The 20,210-nt window shown below is 38.6% G+C and carries 14 protein-coding genes; 3 read left to right on the top strand and 11 right to left on the bottom strand.

Annotated features, from left to right (window positions below):
• Positions 1–225 precede the first annotated feature (225 nt).
• Together OA91_RS03175 and OA91_RS03170 are read right to left on the bottom strand one after the other, a co-directional pair.
• Positions 226–912 carry a PAS domain S-box protein gene (locus OA91_RS03175; protein ID WP_063337125.1) on the bottom strand — a complete coding sequence of 229 codons (687 nt, stop codon included), beginning with the start codon at positions 910–912 and terminating at the stop codon, positions 226–228.
• 457 nt (positions 913–1,369) lie between these two features.
• Positions 1,370–1,684, bottom strand: coding sequence for a hypothetical protein (locus OA91_RS03170; protein WP_063337124.1), 315 nt, complete (start codon positions 1,682–1,684; stop codon positions 1,370–1,372).
• Between the two features lie 520 nt (positions 1,685–2,204).
• On the opposite strand from OA91_RS03170, the gene OA91_RS03165 reads away from it, so the two are divergent.
• Positions 2,205–2,576, top strand: coding sequence for a hypothetical protein (locus OA91_RS03165; protein WP_046017311.1), 372 nt, complete (start codon positions 2,205–2,207; stop codon positions 2,574–2,576).
• A gap of 162 nt (positions 2,577–2,738) precedes the next feature.
• Here OA91_RS03165 and OA91_RS03160 read toward each other — a convergent pair whose 3' ends face one another.
• The 6 genes from OA91_RS03160 to purU are packed head-to-tail and all read right to left on the bottom strand — an operon-like array spanning position 2,739 to position 9,597.
• Positions 2,739–3,329 carry a sarcosine oxidase subunit gamma gene (locus tag OA91_RS03160; RefSeq protein ID WP_063337122.1) on the bottom strand — a complete coding sequence of 197 codons (591 nt, stop codon included), beginning with the start codon at positions 3,327–3,329 and terminating at the stop codon, positions 2,739–2,741.
• Positions 3,329–6,250, bottom strand: a complete 2,922-nt coding sequence (locus tag OA91_RS03155) for a 2Fe-2S iron-sulfur cluster-binding protein (protein WP_063337121.1) — start codon at positions 6,248–6,250, stop codon at positions 3,329–3,331. The genes OA91_RS03160 and OA91_RS03155 overlap by 1 nt, the downstream gene beginning before the upstream one ends.
• On the bottom strand, positions 6,247–6,558 hold the full coding sequence (locus tag OA91_RS03150) for a sarcosine oxidase subunit delta (RefSeq protein ID WP_063337120.1): 312 nt from the start codon (positions 6,556–6,558) through the stop codon (positions 6,247–6,249). The genes OA91_RS03155 and OA91_RS03150 overlap by 4 nt, the downstream gene beginning before the upstream one ends.
• Positions 6,559–6,567: 9 nt before the next feature.
• Positions 6,568–7,815 carry an FAD-dependent oxidoreductase gene (locus tag OA91_RS03145; protein ID WP_063337119.1) on the bottom strand — a complete coding sequence of 416 codons (1,248 nt, stop codon included), beginning with the start codon at positions 7,813–7,815 and terminating at the stop codon, positions 6,568–6,570.
• A gap of 45 nt (positions 7,816–7,860) precedes the next feature.
• Complete coding sequence (gene folD, locus OA91_RS03140) at positions 7,861–8,724, bottom strand: bifunctional methylenetetrahydrofolate dehydrogenase/methenyltetrahydrofolate cyclohydrolase FolD (RefSeq protein WP_063337118.1); 864 nt, start codon at positions 8,722–8,724, stop codon at positions 7,861–7,863.
• 18 nt (positions 8,725–8,742) lie between these two features.
• On the bottom strand, positions 8,743–9,597 hold the full coding sequence (gene purU, locus OA91_RS03135) for a formyltetrahydrofolate deformylase (RefSeq protein WP_046017441.1): 855 nt from the start codon (positions 9,595–9,597) through the stop codon (positions 8,743–8,745).
• Positions 9,598–9,784: 187 nt separating this feature from the next.
• Between purU and OA91_RS03130 the strand changes: the two genes are divergently transcribed.
• The gene (locus tag OA91_RS03130; protein ID WP_157196938.1) at positions 9,785–10,540 is read left to right on the top strand and encodes an IclR family transcriptional regulator; all 756 of its coding nucleotides are present in this window, start codon (positions 9,785–9,787) and stop codon (positions 10,538–10,540) included.
• A 139-nt stretch (positions 10,541–10,679) separates the two neighbouring features.
• Here OA91_RS03130 and OA91_RS03125 read toward each other — a convergent pair whose 3' ends face one another.
• Complete coding sequence (locus OA91_RS03125) at positions 10,680–11,678, bottom strand: Ldh family oxidoreductase (protein WP_063337117.1); 999 nt, start codon at positions 11,676–11,678, stop codon at positions 10,680–10,682.
• A 571-nt stretch (positions 11,679–12,249) separates the two neighbouring features.
• On the opposite strand from OA91_RS03125, the gene OA91_RS03120 reads away from it, so the two are divergent.
• Positions 12,250–13,464 (top strand): phosphoribosyltransferase family protein, encoded by a 1,215-nt coding sequence (locus OA91_RS03120; RefSeq protein ID WP_063337116.1) that lies wholly within the window; start codon positions 12,250–12,252, stop codon positions 13,462–13,464.
• Between the two features lie 46 nt (positions 13,465–13,510).
• Here the strand turns inward: OA91_RS03120 and OA91_RS03115 are convergent, their stop codons facing one another.
• Both OA91_RS03115 and OA91_RS03110 read right to left on the bottom strand, forming a co-directional pair.
• Positions 13,511–16,660, bottom strand: coding sequence for an AMP-binding protein (locus OA91_RS03115; protein WP_082827759.1), 3,150 nt, complete (start codon positions 16,658–16,660; stop codon positions 13,511–13,513).
• Positions 16,657–20,130 carry a condensation domain-containing protein gene (locus OA91_RS03110; protein WP_063337115.1) on the bottom strand — a complete coding sequence of 1,158 codons (3,474 nt, stop codon included), beginning with the start codon at positions 20,128–20,130 and terminating at the stop codon, positions 16,657–16,659. The genes OA91_RS03115 and OA91_RS03110 overlap by 4 nt, the downstream gene beginning before the upstream one ends.
• Positions 20,131–20,210 lie beyond the last annotated feature (80 nt).

Here is a 20,210-nt window from a genome sequence, read left to right as displayed (position 1 = left end):
ATAATATAAGCAAATTAACTTATAAAGTGATGTGCATCAATGACGTGCGTTTGCACCTTTCACAAAGCTAGACTTCATGCTTAGCGAGGCCCACTTTGATCACAGAGTTTATCCCAGTAATACCTAGCTGAAAACAAAAAACCGCCGATAAGAAGAGCTCTTATCGGCGGTTTTGAATCTGTTGACTTAAAGTAAATCTAACTAATCATGATGTATTTTATGTGACTAGCAAGAGGAACCTATTGCCAAGTCGTTTGAGTTTTCTTGGATATTTTGATGACCTTCCATCTTTTTATTAAATATAGAGCGTGTTATGTCCTCAAAACTACCTGTTGTACTCTCGAAAAAAGTTTCCGATTTTATTACTTCTCCATAATAAATAATAAAAGGCATAAGCATAAATAAAGAAAATAATAATGAAGAAAACAAACCAGCAGAAAAAACTAAAATTGAAGCGGCAGCGTATAATGCTAGCCTACAATAAAAATTTTCCCAGCTGTAAACTACTGAATTTCTAATCCTTACTTCACTGTAAATTGCTTCTGCGTTTGCCTGCTCGATCGCAGATAACCCTCTACAGACAGATTGATAAGCAACAACACTAGAATTCTCATAAATTGGGGTTAACACTTCTTTAACCCAATAAAAGCTTCCATTAAGGTGTTGTTTTTTGACAGCTGCAGTCCAACTTTTTCTTTGCTTTTTCTTTGATTTTAGATTCAAACTAGCAATTTTTGGCATATCAGCATGATCTAAACTATTTACCTTTAATCCAATCAATTCTTCTGAGTGATAACCGAGTACTTTTTGGTATTCATCATTCGTGTAGGTAATAAAACCATCAAGGTCAGTGATTGTAATTAACTCGACATCCTTGCCGAAAGTAATTTGCTCTTGAATAGCTTGAGTCATTCGAGGTTCCTGCATAAGTTGTAACTAAAAATCCTTTTCAATTTACAATATTTTACTGCAAAACTTTAGTTATTACACCAAACAAGTGTAATATTTTTCTGATAATTTACATTTATATCCAAAATTTATTACATCAATTCAGTCACTTACAAAACTTGTTTAACTTTCACGCACGCTCCTTCGTTCATATTTATCAAAAAATCTCCTAGATATAACCCATATGGGTAGACCAGCTTATAGCCTCCTGCTTTCTGGCTCAGTTAATATCTAGCGTATATTTATAAGAGAATCGCTTTATTTTCTCTACACTACTTTAGTGCTACAAACATCCTTAATGATACTGATAAAGGCACCCTTTTCATTTGGCCCTTATGATAGATAAAATGATCTTATATTGTTTTCTTGATAGTCCACAACCGACACTTAAGGGAGTTCATCAACAATTTAGAAATGTGACCTATTGATACCCTTGCGATTGCGCTAATTCAATTTCAAAGCTTAATCGACTTATTAAAAGCCTTGTTGTCCTTTGCTGTAATAGTTTGGCTAAAGTATCAACTTGCTCAGTCACTTGATCTATATGTTCGGCGGGTAAATTCATATTCATGCTATAGCTGAAATCAAATTCATTGAATGCTGACTCCATTCTTTTGAGCATTAAAGCCTGAAATTCAATAGAAAAATTTTGCTTGGCAAGCAATGTGGCAAGACTTTGGCTAAAGTAAAACCAATTATAGCTATTATTTGGATTGATCTGGACGACTTTTGACATATATGTACCTCAACAATCTAATACACATACTTTAGTTATAGTCCAAACTAAGATATCAAGCCACATCATGTTAGTGACAACTAACTCATTGATTTATATATTTTAGTTTGACCTGAAAGCAATAGAATTTTAACATATATCAAATATTTAGCGTGTCAAATTGAGATATTGTGAAATTTTCGTGCAGCAAAAGCCTCTTAAAGCTTCTTTTCGCTAAGTAGGCTCTACTTGATGGCATTTTATTAAAACTCTATTAAAATAGTGTGAGAGGCCTCAGGTAGCTTCTTCTGCACGCACTTAACAACTTCAGTAAGTATATTGTTTTATGGATAGACAACTTATTGCTTAAGGATAATCCAGTTAATGCTCTTTGAAATAACTTAATTCATCAAAGCAGCTATTTAATAATGTAACCATTAATGGAATTCTCACTAAAAGTGAAAGGGCTAGATCATTGAACCATTCAAATTTAATACACCTTTTTGAAAGCGTATTACGATTGCATTCTTACGAGTCTACAGTGTTGCATTTATCAAAATCGATTGATAATTATGCCAATTACACACTCTTTATAAAGTTACTTGATAAAGCTGGTAACAAATCTAAAACTGATAATTCTTATTCCGACCCTCACTTAAAAACACAACCTTTAAGATTAATCGCTCAAACTGTACTTTTTGATGTAAGTAAGCTTTCAAGAGAAGAGCAAAACAAACTAATTAAATTCATCGCTGAACATTACACACAAGCAGCAATTGATAAACTTAAGTCTATTTTTGTTGAGTCTGTCGATTTAATTAACTCTAAGAGAGATAAGGCTAAGGAAATAGTAGCTTTAATGAAGTCTCATAAACTTGATTTTACCGATATCAGAGAACACACAAACAAGTAATGTTTTCAGTTTTTTAAAATGAGTTAGTCTAGTTAACAGCCTTGTTAAGGCTAACTTATATAATAAAAAAAGCCTGATCAATAATTATTAATCAGGCTTTTGTTTATACAGTTTTCTGATAGTGTCTGCGCTTAAGTAGCTACTCGCATCAACCCTGTAGCATTAATTAAATTCCGCACTCGCATCAGAAATAGCATTCCACAAGTGTTGTGAGCCAGCGATATCCGATAGAACAAAATACCCTTCTTCATCTAATATAACTTGCTTAGCGATAATTGCGTTAACTCTGGCGACAGAAGTTTGAGCAATACTTGAACATTCAAATACTTTCTCGCTCAAATCAACCCCACACACTTTGGCAAACATATTCGGTGTATTTTTGCCTTTAACCAAAAAACATCCGTGACTATGCTGACAATATAAACGATAAACATTAGTAACACCCTTTGATGCAAGTTCTAATGCTTCAATAAACTCATGCTGTGATTTATCTGTATCAATTAGCCAGAACTCTGTGTTGCTGAGGCGCAATACAAGCACGCCAGCTGCAGTTACAACAGATTGATTTGGAACATTAGGTACACTGATACCTTGCTCTCTCAGAAAAGACGCTACACCCCTTCCTCTAAAACCGACTCTCGAGAATAAGGTATGATCATGCATACTGATTTTTGAGTTTATTAATTCAGGTGAGCCAACAGCCAATTGACTGCGACGAAGCTCTACAGCCGAGCTTAGGTTATAGAAATCCATTACAGCACCTCCTGACGGGCATTATCTACATCATAAAAAGGTAAAGGCACAACCTCAGCCATAACAAGCTCACCATTATCAACACGAATTGGGAACTTAGAACCAATTTCTTGCTGATTGATGCCAACAAAGGCCATACCGATATTCGCATTTAAAGTCGTTGAGAATTCAGATGAGGTAACATTACCCGTAATAGCACAGTCTACTTGTGTATTTGAAGCCAACACTATGTGGCCTTCTTTAGGTCTGCTTGATTTAGCATCTAATTTAAAACCAACCAGTTTACGGGTTTGTTCGCGAGCCATTACGATATCAACTGAACGATTACCGATAAAAAATGGTTTCTTACGACTTATTGCCCAGTCTAATGACAACTCTCCAGGATGAGACATACCATCCGTGTCTTGACTGACAATAATATGCCCCTTCTCTAATCTCAAAAGTCGCTGAGTCTCAACCCCGAAAGGTTTCATATCAAACTCTTTACCCGCTTCCATTAGGAGATCCCAAAGTGTTTCACCAAATAGACTAGGCATATGAATCTCATAACCAAGCTCCCCGACAAAACCCACTCTCAATAGTCTCACTGGCACACCTTGTATCGTGCCTTCACGATAACCAAGATAAGGAAAACCTTCGTTAGAAAGATCAACGTCTGAGCAGACTTTCTCAAGTACTTTTCTAGACAATGGACCCGCCACGTTCACAGCAGAGAATGCAGAGGTTACATTTGCGATATCTACATCTAAGCGCCATTGAGCATTCCACTTCGTCATTTCACGATAAACTGCATCAACACCACTCGTTGTCGCTGTAATATAATAGTGATCATCTTCTATACGACAGGCAACACCATCATCAATCACGACTCCTTGCTCGTTAGTTAAGACTGCATAGCGCGTCTTACCTACAGGCTGTTTTAAGAAAGCAAAGGTATATATTCTGTTTACAAATTCAGCCGCATCAGGACCTCTAACCTCTAACCCACCCAGGGTACTCACATCTATCATGCCAACAGCATTACGGACCATCACAGATTCACGTTGAATGACATCATCACGTTCAGCAGGTGAACCATAGTAAGCAGGTCTACGCCACACACCAGCCGGTATCATATGAGCACCAAGCTCTAGGTGGCGCTTATGCATAGGCGTATATTTATGCGGGTTGAAAATTCGACCAGCAATATTCGCCAACTTTTCAGGCACAAATGGTGGTCTTGCTGTGGTAACACCTGTCTCAGTAACAGTTCTATTCGTTGCATCAGCAACCAAGCGAGCTGTTGGTAGTGCTGAGTGCCTACCTTGGGACGGCCCCATACCAACGGTTGAAAAGCGCTTAACTAACTGAATATCCCTGTAGCCTAATCGTGTCGCGTTAACAATATCCTTAGCTTGAAGGTCTTCGTCAAAATCAACAAAGTCTTTACCCTTTGGATGTTTGAAAATTGGCCATTCAAAATTAGTTTTAACCTTGCAGTGAACCGGTTGTGGTTCTACTGTTTCCAAGCCTAAAGATAACAAACTATAGTGAGCCGCAAGCTCACCATCTCTTACAACTGCATCGAGATCATGTATACCATTTACAGATCCAGCAATTTGGCAGTTATCAGGTAAGTTTGTTAGGGAGAATAAAGCTGAGTCATCGTTATAACTTAACTTAGCACCGGCTTGGCATAAAAGCTGGTATACAGGCATGTAGCCAGACGACATACATAATAAGTCACAGTCTACTTTAACACCTTTTTGGGATACGCTTCCCTTACCACTAATGTCATGAACCATCACACCAGATAAATGCTTTTTATCTGAGCTTGGAAGTGCTTCATAGACAGTCGAATTTAGACGCACTTCTAAACCAATACTCGCAACAGCACTTTGTAACTCTGATGAAGCGCCCTCTTTACGCATATCAATGATTAGTGAAACATCGACACCATTCTTAGCAAGCTCTAGAGCACAGTAGTAACCATCATCATTACCCGTTAATACAACCGCTTTATTACCAGGTTTAACAGCATATTGAGACATCAGTCTCATTGCTGCACTAGACATCACAACGCCAGGTACATCGTTATTACGGAATACTACATGCTGTTCAAAAGCGCCTGAAGCAATCACACATTGTTTAGCTCGCACTTTATACATGCGATTGCCCTGAATTACTGGTAAGTAATTATCAGCAAACCAAGCATTACAAGTCGCATTCGTCAGTGTTTGAATATTGGCATGGTTAAGAACTTTTTCTGTTAGTTCTTCTCTTAGGCTTTGTGCTTTTTTACCAGGAATATCAAACCTATGATAAGTTAGAGCACCACCAATAATTGGGTTCTCATCAACAAGCAATACATTTGCACCAGCATCAGCTGCTTTCAAGGCTGCAGCTAAACCTGCAGGACCAGCACCAATAACTGCAAGATCACAAAACAGATACGCTTTATCATGATAAGTAGGTGTAAAACTTAAATCAGCATAACCTAAACCCGCTTTTTTACGGATGACGGGCTCCCACTTATCCCAAACACCTTTTGGCTTATAAAAAGCACGGTAATAGAAACCAACAGGCATAAAGCGGCCGGCATATCCCAGCTTGTCATCCTTATCATGTTCTAGGGAACCATTATAGTTCTGGCCTAAAACATTCATATCATTAACAATGCTTGATCTATCGGCTAGTACATTTGGCTCATTTTCTAACTGAACGAGTGTATTAGCATCTTGCCCTGCCATTGTTAACGGCCCACGCGGGCGGTGGTATTTGAATGAGCGAGACATTAGCCATTGATCATTAGCAATCAAAGCACTGGCTATTGTGTCACCTTCTACGCCTTGATAGGTTTTACCCTCAAAAGTAAAGTTGACAGGCTTCTCAGGATTAATAAATAAACCTGTTGAATTTGGTAATCTGTTATAGCCTCTCATGATACAACCTCCTGAGCTGGCTTAGCCTTCATCTCGAAATCAACCCTCTCTTTGAAGATTTCAGAAGGATCATAAGTTTTCAAAATCTCATCACTTGCAGTGTGTCTTTCCGCAATAAACCAATACCCAGATGGGGAATGAAACCACCACTCTTGTACGATACGTATCGTATTGTCGTAATAGAAAACGTATTCAGCCCATTCTTTATCTGAACAATTAACCATGTCAGGCATAGGCTTAACTTCTCCACCATAAACAAACTCACTGATATTTCGTGGTCCGTTTAGTGGGCAATTCATAATTTTCATAATAACCCCTTAATGGCTAGCAGCCGTTGCGCCCATTTCATTTACCTGACGGAAAACATCGAACCTATCCATAGAAAATGGCTTAATTAAATCAGGCACTTTGCCACCACTTGCGACCAGTTCTGCCATTGTTTTTCCACAAATAGGTGTCGACTTGAAACCCCAAGTCCCCCAACCTGCATCTAGGTAGTAATTATCAACAGGACTTAACCCCATAATAGGGCTGTAGTCTGATGTCATGTCTGTGATACCCGCCCATTGACGCATAAGCTTCAAATTCGCCATGAAAGGGAACATTTCAATCGCACTAGCCAACAAGCTTTCTTTCAAATCTAAGGTAGAGCGAGTGTTATAAAGAGGATACGGATCTGAACCACCACCAAAAACAATTTCACCCCGTCCAGTTTGCTGAACATAGCAGTGCAATGCAGAGGAACTAACTAGCGGGTCAAGAAATGGTTTAACCGGTTGAGTTACCATAGCCTGCAGGGGATAAGTGGTAATTGGCATTTTAATGCCTGCCATTGCAGCAACAATTGAGCTATGCCCTGCTACCGCTTGCACAACGCAACCGCAATTCACTGTGCCTCGGTTAGTTTTAACGCCAGTAACCTTGTTATTCTCAGTAATAACATCCACAACTTCAGTGAGTTGGTGCAATTCAACACCTCTTTGAGTCGCACCTTTTGCATAACCCCAAGCCACAGCATCATGGCGAGCTGTCGCACCATCGATATGCCATAAGCCAGCCAAGACGGGCATATCAGCTGGATTCATATTCAAAGTGGGTACAAGCTCTTTGATTTGCTGTGGATCAACCAGCTCAGTTTTGCCACCAAAATGTGTATTCACTTCAGTTCGCTGCCTAAAAGATCTTACCGCAGCATCGGTATGGGCAAGTGTTAACTGACCACGAGATGAATACATGATATTAAAGTCAAACTCGTTCGATAGCTGTTTAAATAGATCAACTGATTCGGTATAAAACTTCACCCCTTCTGAGGTTAGATAATTAGATCGAATAACCGCCGTATTACGTGCCGTATTACCGCCACCTAGATATCCTTTTTCTAAAATCGCGATATTTGTAATACCGTGATACTTAGCAAGATAATAAGCAGTTGCAACACCATGACCACCACCGCCAATTATGACAACGTCATAATGTTTTTTTAAATCTGTTGGTGCAGGTAAATCCACATCATTTTCAAATGGATAATCGTTTTTTAAACCATATTTCAGCAAGGAAAAAGGCATGAAAAAATCCTCGTTAAAGAAAAAATCGAATTAACATCAGTCTTTTTAAACACCTAATTGGTGCTGAGCTGCGGTTAAAGTATTTTGCATCAGACATGCAATAGTCATTGGCCCGACACCACCGGGCACAGGTGTAATCGCTCCCGCTATGTTTGAGACTTGATCGTAATCAACATCCCCTAACAAACGTCTCTTACCCTCTACCACAACTGAATTTATCCCTACATCAATAATCACTGCACCAGGCTTAACCCATTCTTTTTTTACAAGAAGAGCTTGACCTACTGCGGCAACCAAAATGTCAGCATTACGGCAAACCAACTCAATATCTTGAGTTTTAGAGTGGACTGTCGTTACCGTACAATTCGCCTGTAAAAGCAAACTTGCCATTGGTTTACCAACAATATTTGAACGGCCAATTACCACCGCATTTTTTCCAGATAAATCATCAATTTCGCGATTAAGCATGATCATGCAACCTAAAGGGGTACATGGAATAAGTGACTTCTGACCAGTCACTAAATTACCGACATTCTGCGGATGGAAACCATCTACATCTTTAGCCGGTGAAATTGCTTCAATAACATGGCTTTCATCTAGATGTTTTGGTAAAGGCAGCTGTACCAAAATACCATGAACACTTTCATCCTTATTAAGCTGGCTAATTAGGTTATCCAGCTCTTCTTGACTGGTATCCTTTGCCAAATAGTGCTCTGTTGAGTTTAAGCCAGCCTGATTGGCTCTCTTTACTTTATTTCGTACATACACTGCACTTGCAGGATCTTCACCCACCAGCACAACAGCTAATCCAGGCGTAACCTTATGGTCACGTTTAAAAGCAACAACATCGAGCGCTACTTTTTCAACAATTTCATCGGCCAGGGCTTTACCATCAATCCGAACTGTCATAACACCTACCCCACAAGCCTATTTGAAAACAATAGATTTATTGCCATACATGAAAACACGATGTTCAAGATGCATTCTTACCGCATTTGCAAGTGCAACTGTTTCAGTATCACGACCAACTGCTACAAGGCGCTCTGGAGAATAAGTATGATCAACAGGTTGTACAGATTGTTCGATGATTGGACCTTCATCTAGATCTGATGTGACATAGTGTGCAGTTGCACCAATAAGCTTAACGCCACGCTCATGTGCTTGGTGATATGGTTTAGCACCTTTGAAGCCTGGTAGGAATGAATGGTGGATGTTGATCGCTTTACCGTTTAGTTTCTGACAAAGCGAATCAGATAGAATTTGCATGTAACGGGCTAATACAACGAGATCTGTCTCTGTTTCAGAAATAATGTCTAATAAAGCCGCTTCTTGCTTCGCTTTATTTTCTTTATTAACAGGTAAGTGAACAAAACGAATTCCTTCACGCTCTGCCATAGGTCTCAGATCTTTATGGTTCGACACTATCGCAGTAATTTCCATTGGCAACTCGCCTTTACGATGGCGATATAAAAGATCGTCCAAGCAGTGGTCAAATTTACTCACCATGATCAGCACTTTAACCGGCTCATCACTACCAACGATTTCCCAATCCATATTGAATCGAGAAACCTGCTCATTAAAACCATCTCGAATTGATGCAATCGTGTTGTCATCACCTTCAATTCGACAAACAGCGCGCATATAAAAATGCTGACTATCTTCATCGTCAAACTGGTGCATTTCTGCAATGTAACAACCATGATCTGCTAAGTAAGTTGAAACAGCAGCCACAATACCGCTAGCTGCATCACAAGATGCTTTTAATACGAACTCTTTAGCCACAACAATATCCCCACATATAAAGCTTTTATTCAAATATGAATTTAAAAACACAAAAATCATGCTTTTCAATTCCATTAGATTCAAATATATTTAAATAAATCATTTTTGAAAGTAAAAACTCTAAAAATGGCATAAAATGCAAAAAGTAATTTATATATGAAATTTTTGATCAAATATGGAATTAACTATGAGTAATAGCCCTGAATACCACGTACCAGCATTATCTCGAGGACTACAGATCATTGAGATGTTTAATAGAGATAAAAGAGTATTAAATACGCAAGATTTTGCTGAACATCTTGGTGTTAGTGCTTCCTCAACCTACCGTATTGTGCAAACACTGTTAGATATGGGCTATTTAAAGAAGGTAACGAGAAATGCCTATGAACTAGGACCACAAGTTGTCTCCCGTGGCTTTGCATTCCTAGCTGGCAGAGATTTAGTTGATATCGCATCACCATACATCAATGAACTTAGAGACAATGCCTCTATTTCTTGTCACCTTGGTATTCGTGATGGCTTAGAAACCATTTACATTTATCGCGCTCAGGCATCTCAACGCTTATCTGTTAATATTCCTCTTGGCTCAAGACTACCTTGTCATACTAATGCTATGGGTCGTGTTTTATTACAGCAGCTTAGTGATATTGAACTAAATGCGATGTATCAAACGCTTCAGCTTGATATTTATCCAGGACCACATCCGCAGTCCCTACCTGAGCTTAAAAAACTTTTAAAAGTAGAATGGGGGCAAGGTTTCTCCAGTAATCGTTCTGATAATGCCACAGCCATTGCAGCGCCTATTACCAACTACCTTGGCCAGACAATAGCGGCAATTAATATCTCAGGTGCCGATCAGATCATGAACAACCAAGACCAGTTTGAAAATGCAAAAGAACAATTACTCGCAACAGCTAGCGCCATATCTAGGCTAGCGTCTTAGCTCTATCCTTCTAACCCACTCCTTATTAATCATTTGTATAACTCTTAAAAACAAAAATCCCAGTGCAAAACACTGGGATGAAGAGATTACGTAAAATGATCTAAGCATACTTAAATAGATTTTAAGTTAATTCAAACCACTATTTAGATGCTAAATCTAGCACGGTATCCCAAAGAACTTTACTAATAGCGACTTCAGAAACGGCTTCTTTGTTAGAGCCGGGTAATCTTGCGTTTGGTTGGCTACTTACCGCCTCTTCGAGTGTTTCGAGTCTATCCCAGAATGCATCACCCGAATAAACGGTAGGGTCTAATAAGAAGTAAAATTGGCCAAGATCATGTGGACCACCCTCAGCAGCTTTAAGCGGCGGCGTATTCACACTATTATTTGATCCAGTTACAGCAGCGGCGAAAATTTCCGCCATCAAACCGAAGCCATATCCTTTATAACCACCTGCAGAAACAAGCGAGCCTTCAAGGCCTGCTACCGGATCATCCGTTGGTTCACCATTTTTATCGACAGCCCAACCAAAAGGAATCTTCTCACCAGCTGCTGCAGCGATACGTATTTTGCCAATTGCTATCGCACTGGTCGATTGATCAAATTTAAATGATATACCACCCTCTTTTGCTGGAACAGCCATCGAAATAGGGTTGGTTCCTAGTACTGCTTTTGAACCGCCTGGTGGAGAAACACATGCTGGCGCATTCGTCATACCAACCGCAATTAAACCGGCATTAGCAATTTGCTCAGTAAAATACCCCATTGAGGTACAGGTATGTGAATGTCTAATGGCTAAAGAAGCGATACCATTTTCTTTTGCCACTGAAATCGCTTTTTCAAAACCTTTTGCGAAGGCTGCTTGAGCAAAACCAAGTTGTGCATCTACTTCTACCGCAGATGATTTTGGTTGACTGACAATCGGGTCTACATCCCCTTTCACTCTGCCCGTTTTAAGTTGTGTACAATAACTATCTAGATAGAAAAGACCGCAAATCATGTTACCCACAGACTCTGCTTGCCTTACTGCTTTAGCTACTTCAGCTGCAACCCAATTTACCGCGCCATGGGCGATTAAAGCTTGCGCTGTTTTCTGCTCAATTTCGTCTAGAGGTATAATTATTTTTTCTTCAGCCATCTGTTCCTCGATTTTAAATAGTGTTCTAAAAAGTCTTTGCTAAGCAAAAAATTAGCGAATTTAATCAATCGATTTAATAGGAAAGCTTAATCTCTTATCAAATAAGAAAGTTTTATTGCGTCATAAGCATCACTATAAAACAAATCCATTTTTTAGCTTCTTCTTATATAAGCAGGTTAACAAGCCCTTATTTAAGGGGTATGAGCTTAAGTATGAGAATTTATATTCAATGTAAAATGTAAGAATGTGAACCGCTATATCAGCATCGAATATTAAAATACAAAGATAAATTTCATATATAAATCTTGTATTCCCACGATATATCTCTCATTGCGACGTAAACTATGTTCAAAACACTTCGCTACTTTGCGAAATTGTCTACTAAAACACCAATTAGAAATTTGACCTAAAGGTCAGTAATATCAAGAGTTTCGCAAACTTTTAAGCTAACTCATTAATTCTTTAAATAACTTAAATAAAATTTTAAACTTTCTGCAAAATGACCCTATCGCATAAGGCTAACAAGTATTAGAATCTGCGCAAATCTCCTATCCCTAACAAAGGATCTCTCATGACTTTGTCGACAAAACAGTCATCTAATGTCGTAGTAGTAAGCAACTCTTCCGATAACCCTTTTGCTATTGATGTAGCCTATGCCATGGGCCAGCACGATGACATCGCTGATATCATCAGTATGAAGCAATTTATGAACTCAGAGTTCTGCCCTCGTTTTATTTCTGACGAGTCAGATTTCGAGAATATTGGCTTCAAATTAAAAGGTAAGTCTGTTGTTATTGTGAGTACAGGTAGCCTAGTTAAAAGTCGTCAAGAATTAGCAATGACAAACTTAATTATTGCTAGGGCAGCGAAAGAAAATGGTGCAGCGCGTGTCATTTTGGTTGAGCCAGATTTATTTTACAGCGCACAGGATCGTGGCCCATCTAAAGACCTAGGAGAAACAAGCTTTGATCGTGATATCAACGATATTAAAAAGTTTGATGGTCAGCCTTTCACCGCTAAGCTATATGCACAAATGCTAAAACTTTCTGGCGTGGATACCGTGATGACGATTCATAACCACTCAGATTCAGTTCAGAAAATTTTCACTGAAGTGTTCGATGGTGATTTCCACAACCTAATTCCTTACGAAATTTATTCACACTACCTGCTTAACTCAAATATTTTGGATTATGGAGAAGATGGTGAAGGCTTAGTACTTTGTGCACCAGACAAAGGCGCTCGTAGTTTTGTACAAAAAATGTTTAATACATTAGGTCTTAGCAAAGCGAAATTTATCATGCTAGATAAAGAACGTACTGCTGAACGTAAAGTTGAGATCACTCTTCATAAAGAAAGTGAGCACACATTTGATGGTCTAGATGGTGCTAGCATTATCTTATTTGACGACATGGTACGTACAGGCTCTACCGTTGTTAAATCATGCCAGTTCTTACAAAAGATTAACCCAGAGCGTATGGTTTTTGCTGTTTCTCACTTTTATGCTAGTGAAGAAGGTCGTCAAAAAATGGCACACCCTGCACTTGGTGAAATCCTAACCCTTAATACTTTACCAACTATTCTTAACCGTGATGTACAAGGTCGTCTACGTAAGAAGATGGTCGTACTTAAAGTAGAAAAATGGTTAGCTCAAGAACTGTGTAACATTCTAGATTTACCTCAAAGCCCTGAGCAAAACCCTTACAAGATAGATATGTCTTCTAAGAACCCTCGCTTCAAACGCAAAATTTGGTTTAGTGAAGAGCTACATGAGTTGAAAAAAGGTTAAGATTTATCCCCTCTCTTACGAAAATTTCGTGAGAGAGGGGTAAAATTTAATTCACCGCATCTAAACTAGGCGCTGACATTTTTGATAAAGCACTCGCAACATCAGTTAAGCTTGTTGCTTTAGCTAATGTATATAAGTTCACATCCAGATTCATACTTTTCGATAAATGCTTAGCAATCAAACCTAATTGTTTTGGCCTTATACCTAAACTTAGAATTTCCGTATCACCTGTCATACTTTCTGCACTCAAATCAAGCACATCACAAAAAGCATTTATAACTTGAGCCTCTAAGCTACTAACAGGCTTAGCTTGAGGTTTACTTTGTGTGTTTATAATCACATCAGCTGGCAATTCATTATCGTAAAATCTCGCTTCCGCCATTTCTTTAAGACGCTTCCTATCTACCTTTTTATTTCGTGTTAATGGAAATTCATCTAATGCCAGCCATCTTGAAGGAATATGTGAGTTTGGTAATTTACCTTTAAGAAAGTGACGTAACTCTGCCACTGAAATGTCCGCATCACCCTCGGTGACATAGGTCACAACCATTTCATTTGTCTGGTATTGCGGATTAGTGCAGGCCATTACAATTGCATCTCTGACTAATGGATGCTTAGTCATACCTAATTCAACTTCAGATGATGCAATCCTTACACCTCTAATTTTAAGATAACCTTGCTTACGGCCAGAAAAAATAATTTTGCCATCTTCTCGGAAAAAGCCTCGATCACTGGTTTTAAATACTCGCACTTGCTGCCCTTCAGGCGTTGTTAAGGTTTCATAATCAGTTTGGTTAATCACACCATCCTTTAAGTAGCCATTTGCTAGGTTGACACCAGAGGCACACAAGGTACCAGAGACAAAGCTAGGACAATGTTGGCCCTTGTCATTCATAATGTAGTAACGATTAAATTTAAAGGAGCTGCCATAAGGAATGATATCAATATCTTGCGCAGTGATTTCGTGCCAGATATTCCAAATCGTTGTTTCTGTTGGTCCTCCAATTGAAAACAGTCTAGCGTTTGGCAGGTATCTGCGCAGCTTATCAATCACAGTAGGCTTCACGTAATCTCCCCCTTGGGAGACTAGCTTAAGAGACGCTAACTGGTGGGCTTCTGCACAGACAAGCAACATATCGACAATGGCGGGTACTGAACTCCAAACTGATACCTTATGAGTTTCAACAAGACGCGCCCAATCCATGCCACTCTTAGCTTGCTCTTTCGTTGGTACAACCAAACTTGCCCCTAATGACATTGCAGCAAACAGCTCATAAACGGACATGTCATGATGAAATGGTGTTGCGGAAAACATCACATCATTACGCGTAAGCTTCCAAGTCCTATTTGTTTCTTCTACGACATTTGCGGTAGCAAGATGATTCATCACAACACATTTTGGAGTACCTGTACTGCCGGATGTATAAAGGTAATATCCAGGCTCGCCATCAAACACTAGGTCACAAACTAATGTGTCGCTAAGGTTCTCGTCATTAAGCGTTTCATGAATATTTAGCGTCTTAATACCATACCCCAATTCCTGATCACTAATAATTAAATCTGCACGACAATTATTGAGCATAAATTGAATACGCTCTGTCGGTGAATCCATATCAATGGGCAGCCAAATGATATTAGCTAGCGAACATGCCAAAGTAACCGCTATATGCTCTGGACTCTTGACTAAGCAAATAGCAACAACATCACCTTTTTTAATATTTAGGGATGATAATTTGTTCACTACTTTCGCGACACTTTTGCCAAGCTCACGATAGCTAATTACTTTGTCGTCATAAATTAAAGCGGTATTTTCAATATGATTTTCATACAAGTTTTGCCTTATTTGCTCAAGGTAATCTTGCACTTGTTCACTATCAGCTTTTAAATCTTGCCATGGCATTGCTATTTCTGTGGCTTTTTTAACATCGACATTTGGTAAACCAATCTTATCCAAATCATCAATCTCTGATAATTGAATGAGATAGCCTTCAAGGGTTTGAAGCAATTCATTAATTAACAAGTCCGATAAAGCCTGTTCGGCAAAATCAAAATCTATGGCTATATCATTATTAGCAGTCTGATGAATACGAATATCTAACGCTAGTTGGGGTGTTTGTGTAATGCCTGACACATATTCAGCATTTTGATAAGCACTGCTTCCCCAACTAAGACCATTAGTTACTGCAACAGGCAAGCTAACAAGCTTACCTGTTTGTTTGAGTAACATTTTCCCTAATTCGATCCCAGAAAAACTTGTATGTCCCATTGCCTCAAGTACATCTTTTTGAAGAGCACGAGCCTTATCAATAAAGCCTATTTGCTCTGAATTCTCGTATGCTAATGCAATAAAGCTTGAATGATTACTTAAGTCTGAATGCAAAATTGAATTTGAAATTGGCATAGACACTAATACAGAATTGTCACTCGTCCATAAGCTTAATACTTCAAATAAAGCCGTTGTCAGAATTGAGTTAGGTAATAAGCGTTGTTTTGCACCGAGAGCCAAAATTGATTTCCAGTTTCTCTCTGAAATCACAAAGCCCTTTCGCTTGTAACTTGGCGATGTAATCCTATCTAAATCCTGCTTCCAAGGTAGTGAAATAACTTCTTCGATCGTATCTAACTTTTCTTTCCAGTAGCCTTTATCAGATTCTAAATTTTCAAAGTAGCTAACCGGCATTTGTCTCATTTTAATCGGCTTACGTTTATCTTCACCATTAAATAACTCATTCAAAATAATAGAGATAGCGTAGCCGTCGACAATTAAGCCATCAAAACGAGTGAACAGAATTGATGTTGCTTTACCCTCACAGTCTTGCACAGGTATTTGAACGAGTGTCATTTCCCATAATGATTTTTCTAGTGGTAATTGAGATTGACTAGAATACTGTCTTAACTCGTTTATTTTTTTATCTGCTTCCGCTTGCGTATTTTGGCTATAATCATGAAAGTTAATATTTAAATTAGCCTCGTCATAGACATGCTTTTCTAAGGCGACATCATCTATATATGTCCTTAAAACAGAGTGCTTTTTAACTAGAGGCAGCATTATCTCTTTAAGTTCAGACTCACTCATCTGACATCTAAATTCTCTAAAATCATGCATAGCAACACCACCAAGAGGAACTGCAGCACTTCGCCCCATCAAATAGGCTCTTTGTAACGGGTTTAGAGGCTCTTTTGTTATGATGCTCATTGTTTCTTCCTTAATACTTTAAGCAAAACTTGCGCAATTCTGTCTGCAAGCTCAGGGATATTATCCTTAATTTTCGCAGCTATATTTTCTGGTGTTCTTTCGACAAAAATATCAACTATGGTCAGTTCGCTACCTTTGAAATATTGGTTCAAGGTAGCGGTTAAGTGAGTTGCCAATAAAGAGTCGCCACCACTTTCAAAAAAATCATCATCAAGACGCGTTATACTCACATCAACACCAATGGTTTTAGAAAAGATATAACTAACCGCCTCTTCAAGAGGAGACTCATTCTCTATGTTTGTCTGTGTTTGGCTTTGTTTTAAACATAGATTCAATACAGTATGACTATCTAGAGCGCCATCTTGTGTTAAAGGCAGGGATTCAGCTATATAGTAGTAATCAGGTAACGCATGTTTTGGTAAAGCTTCGGCTAGCTTGGCATGCACCTTTTTGCTGTCGACAACGCCTTCTTCAGCAATAATTGCAACCATTTTAAAGACTTGATTTTGATCAGTTTGACTCACAAATTTAACATCAAGCACACCTTCAAGCGTCAAAACTAATGAGGTCAACTCGCTTGGTTCAATTTTATAACCTTGAATTGTAATTAAATCTTCAGCGAGGCCAGATGATACAAGACTTCCATCCGTCTGGTAGTAAGCAAACTCACCCGTATTATGCCAATCAGACGCAGTCATACGTTGATGTGTTGCCAGCCACTCCCCTTCTAGATGAGCGCGCTCAAAACTAATACCTTTATGTGTCGCCCATAATTGCCCTAAAACATAATCAGGGCACTCAACACCTTGCTCATTTACCACTTTAAATGACGCATTAGCAAAGGCTTTACCAATAGGAAGATAGTCATTTTTACTAACAATTAAATCATCACAAACCTGGTAGCTCATAAAAGGTAAATACTTTTCGTTACCATGGAGTGCCACTAAATTCATAGTTTTATTGTGACGCCTAAGTTTTTCCCAATGAGAAGATAAGGTTTGCCCTGTCGAAAGCACCAATGAAATAGGTGATAACGCTTTATTTGAAGCATTCAGTAGCATCTCACTCAAACGTAATGACGGACAATGGATGCAATTAATAGCATGATTTTTAATTAATTTTAGCCATTGATTCGTATCCGATTGCTGCAACTCACTCATCAAGATTAATGAGCCACCGCTACTCAAACTAACTAGAATATCCATTAATGCAGATTTATTGGTATATTCATGTAGAGAGAGCAAACAGCTTGATTGGTCAAAAGAGAATGTATCAATTACCTCTTCAAGTTTTTCACTTAATGACTGATAACTAACCCCGACTAATGACTTTACCTCTGTATCATATACAGAATAGGCATGAGATTTAGCGATATTTAAGCTAGATTCTGTTAAGTCATTTTCACAAATAAGATCATGACTAACACTGTTATCAAACATATCTTCATAGATAATTATCTCTGCTTCATGGCTAAGCTCATCATGTTCGTTACAAAGTAAATAGTTAGCTGATGACAGTATTTTAGCTTTTTCTGAATCTGCAGCATCATGATGATATAGGATGAAATTAGCCCCAAGCTTCAAACTCGCTAACACGCTAGCTACATAAAACGCGACATCTACCGGTTTAAGAGCAAGGGTATCTCCTTGAACAACGCCTTTGGCTTTTAGGCTATTTAACGCTTGGTTAACCTTGCTTGATAGCATCTGATAAGTAAACTTTTCATTATCAATAACTAGAGCGGTTTGATTTGGGTTTATAAAGACTTGCTGTCTAAAGCCAGTTGCTAAACAGGACTCCGAAAAGTTAATTTCATAGCTAGGTAAAGCAAGACTCTGCCTGGCTTGACGCTGTTTTAGCGGTAGTTTCGGTTTTAGTCTTGATTCTGTGTTTTCATTAGAAAACACAAGGGCATGAATTAAGGCTAAATAAGCCTCGAACATACTATCAACAACCCCTTCTTTAAAGGCTGCTGTCCTTACATCCCAGTTCACCAAGATACCATTATTATGTTCAGCCACTTGTACATCTAGATCAACCATTGGGCCCTGGGAGACACACCAGACAGGATTACCTAAACTAGTTCTCACTAGGTCAGAAACGACCTCTCCTTGGCCAAAACCACAGGTGTAAACAATAGGCGCCACTTCAGTTTCTTCGTTTAGCTTAGATAAATCTCGCATTACATTCATGCCAGAATAGGCATTATGGGCTAATACTTGTTCACGCTCTTCTTCAAATCGTCGCAGCATTTGCCCTAACGGCTCTTCATCAATTAACTCAGCACTGAAAATGATAAGGTTGGTGAAATCCCCTACAATATGATTAATATTTTCATCATATTGCTGACGCCCAAACATAGGTAGGTTTAATCTAAAACGATTACTGCTAGACCAGTTACCTACCACATTAGAAAACACAGCAAGCATCAGTGTAGATAAACTTACCTGATGTTTTTGAGCCAAATTTGATAACACTGACTTATCATGAGCAGTAAACACATGATGTAAACTGTCACATTTATAGGTATCTTGACGAAATTTTTCTGCGATCAGGGGCAGCTTGGGCGGTGGAGGAATATCTGCTAAACGCGCTTGCCACCATAACTTGTCTTTCTCTGCCGCTGCTTTTAACTTTTCATCTTGTTCAACTCTTTCAAGATAATCAAAGTAGCTTAGATTACTCATACTAAGGTGCTCATACTTACCTGAGTACAAAGCAGCAAGACTCTGATAAGTTAACAAAATACTTGGCGCATCAGCTGCTGCCATATTTACGTCAATATGTAACCTATGCTTTTTGTTGGGCAAAAGAGTTAAATCAAAATGTATTACCTGTCCAAGCTGTATAGCTAATTCCTGATGAGCTAAATCATACCTTTTGGCCTCTAAAAAGCGATCAACTTCAATTGGCTCCAATTCACGAATATCATCGATATTAATTTGATAATCAGGATCAAACTCAGCAATTGTTTGAGAACCAGTATTAGAAATGGCCGCCCTCAGCATAGGGTGCATTTTGAGCAAGTTTCGGATTGATTCAATAAGTTTGATTTGATCTATATTATCCCCATCAAATTCAACGTAAAGATGTGCAGAAACATCTGTTGCCTGTTGTCCAGCCCAAAATGAGTACTGCATTTCAGATAAATGAGATTCTTTTAAGCCTTCAGCTGGTGTTAGCAGCAGGTTGTTAAAACGACTTTCCTGTTTCGTGGTAAAGCCTTCACCCTTACTATCTTGTTCCACAGGCGCATTCAATAATGAGGCCCAATCCTGAATCGTTGGCATGGACGCAAAATCTACATAATTTAATTCACGATCATATTCCTGTTGAAACGCATCAACTAACTGCATTATCGCAAGAGAATGCAAGCCAAACTCGATAAGACTGGCATCAGGTGGGATAGTTTGATCATCTAAGTTTAAAGTGTGCTTTACTTGCTCAGCTATTGTTGTTTCCAATTCCATTATTTTTTACCTACTTTGGTAAAAACTCTTTCGAGCTTTTACATATAATCCCATCCATCATGTGTGTTGATTCATTTGAA

The organism is Marinomonas sp. SBI8L, from assembly GCF_001624705.1.
Lineage (GTDB): Bacteria > Pseudomonadota > Gammaproteobacteria > Pseudomonadales > Marinomonadaceae > Marinomonas.
Note: the sequence above shows the minus strand (reverse complement) of the source record. Positions and strands in the feature narration are given on the sequence as shown.

Bases quoted from the DNA above. Each gene is read 5' to 3' on its own strand.
- OA91_RS03160 (WP_063337122.1), bottom strand. From the start codon at position 3,329: ATGGATTTCTATAACCTAAGCTCGGCTGTAGAGCTTCGTCGCAGTCAA.
- OA91_RS03145 (WP_063337119.1), bottom strand. From the start codon at position 7,815: ATGCCTTTTTCCTTGCTGAAATATGGTTTAAAAAACGATTATCCATTT.
- folD (WP_063337118.1), bottom strand. From the start codon at position 8,724: ATGACAGTTCGGATTGATGGTAAAGCCCTGGCCGATGAAATTGTTGAA.
- OA91_RS03150 (WP_063337120.1), bottom strand. From the start codon at position 6,558: ATGAAAATTATGAATTGCCCACTAAACGGACCACGAAATATCAGTGAG.
- OA91_RS03155 (WP_063337121.1), bottom strand. From the start codon at position 6,250: ATGAGAGGCTATAACAGATTACCAAATTCAACAGGTTTATTTATTAAT.
- OA91_RS03115 (WP_082827759.1), bottom strand. From the start codon at position 16,660: ATGAGCATCATAACAAAAGAGCCTCTAAACCCGTTACAAAGAGCCTAT.
- OA91_RS03125 (WP_063337117.1), bottom strand. From the start codon at position 11,678: ATGGCTGAAGAAAAAATAATTATACCTCTAGACGAAATTGAGCAGAAA.
- OA91_RS03130 (WP_157196938.1), top strand. From the start codon at position 9,785: ATGAGTAATAGCCCTGAATACCACGTACCAGCATTATCTCGAGGACTA.
- OA91_RS03175 (WP_063337125.1), bottom strand. From the start codon at position 912: ATGACTCAAGCTATTCAAGAGCAAATTACTTTCGGCAAGGATGTCGAG.
- OA91_RS03110 (WP_063337115.1), bottom strand. From the start codon at position 20,130: ATGGAATTGGAAACAACAATAGCTGAGCAAGTAAAGCACACTTTAAAC.
- OA91_RS03170 (WP_063337124.1), bottom strand. From the start codon at position 1,684: ATGTCAAAAGTCGTCCAGATCAATCCAAATAATAGCTATAATTGGTTT.
- OA91_RS03120 (WP_063337116.1), top strand. From the start codon at position 12,250: ATGACTTTGTCGACAAAACAGTCATCTAATGTCGTAGTAGTAAGCAAC.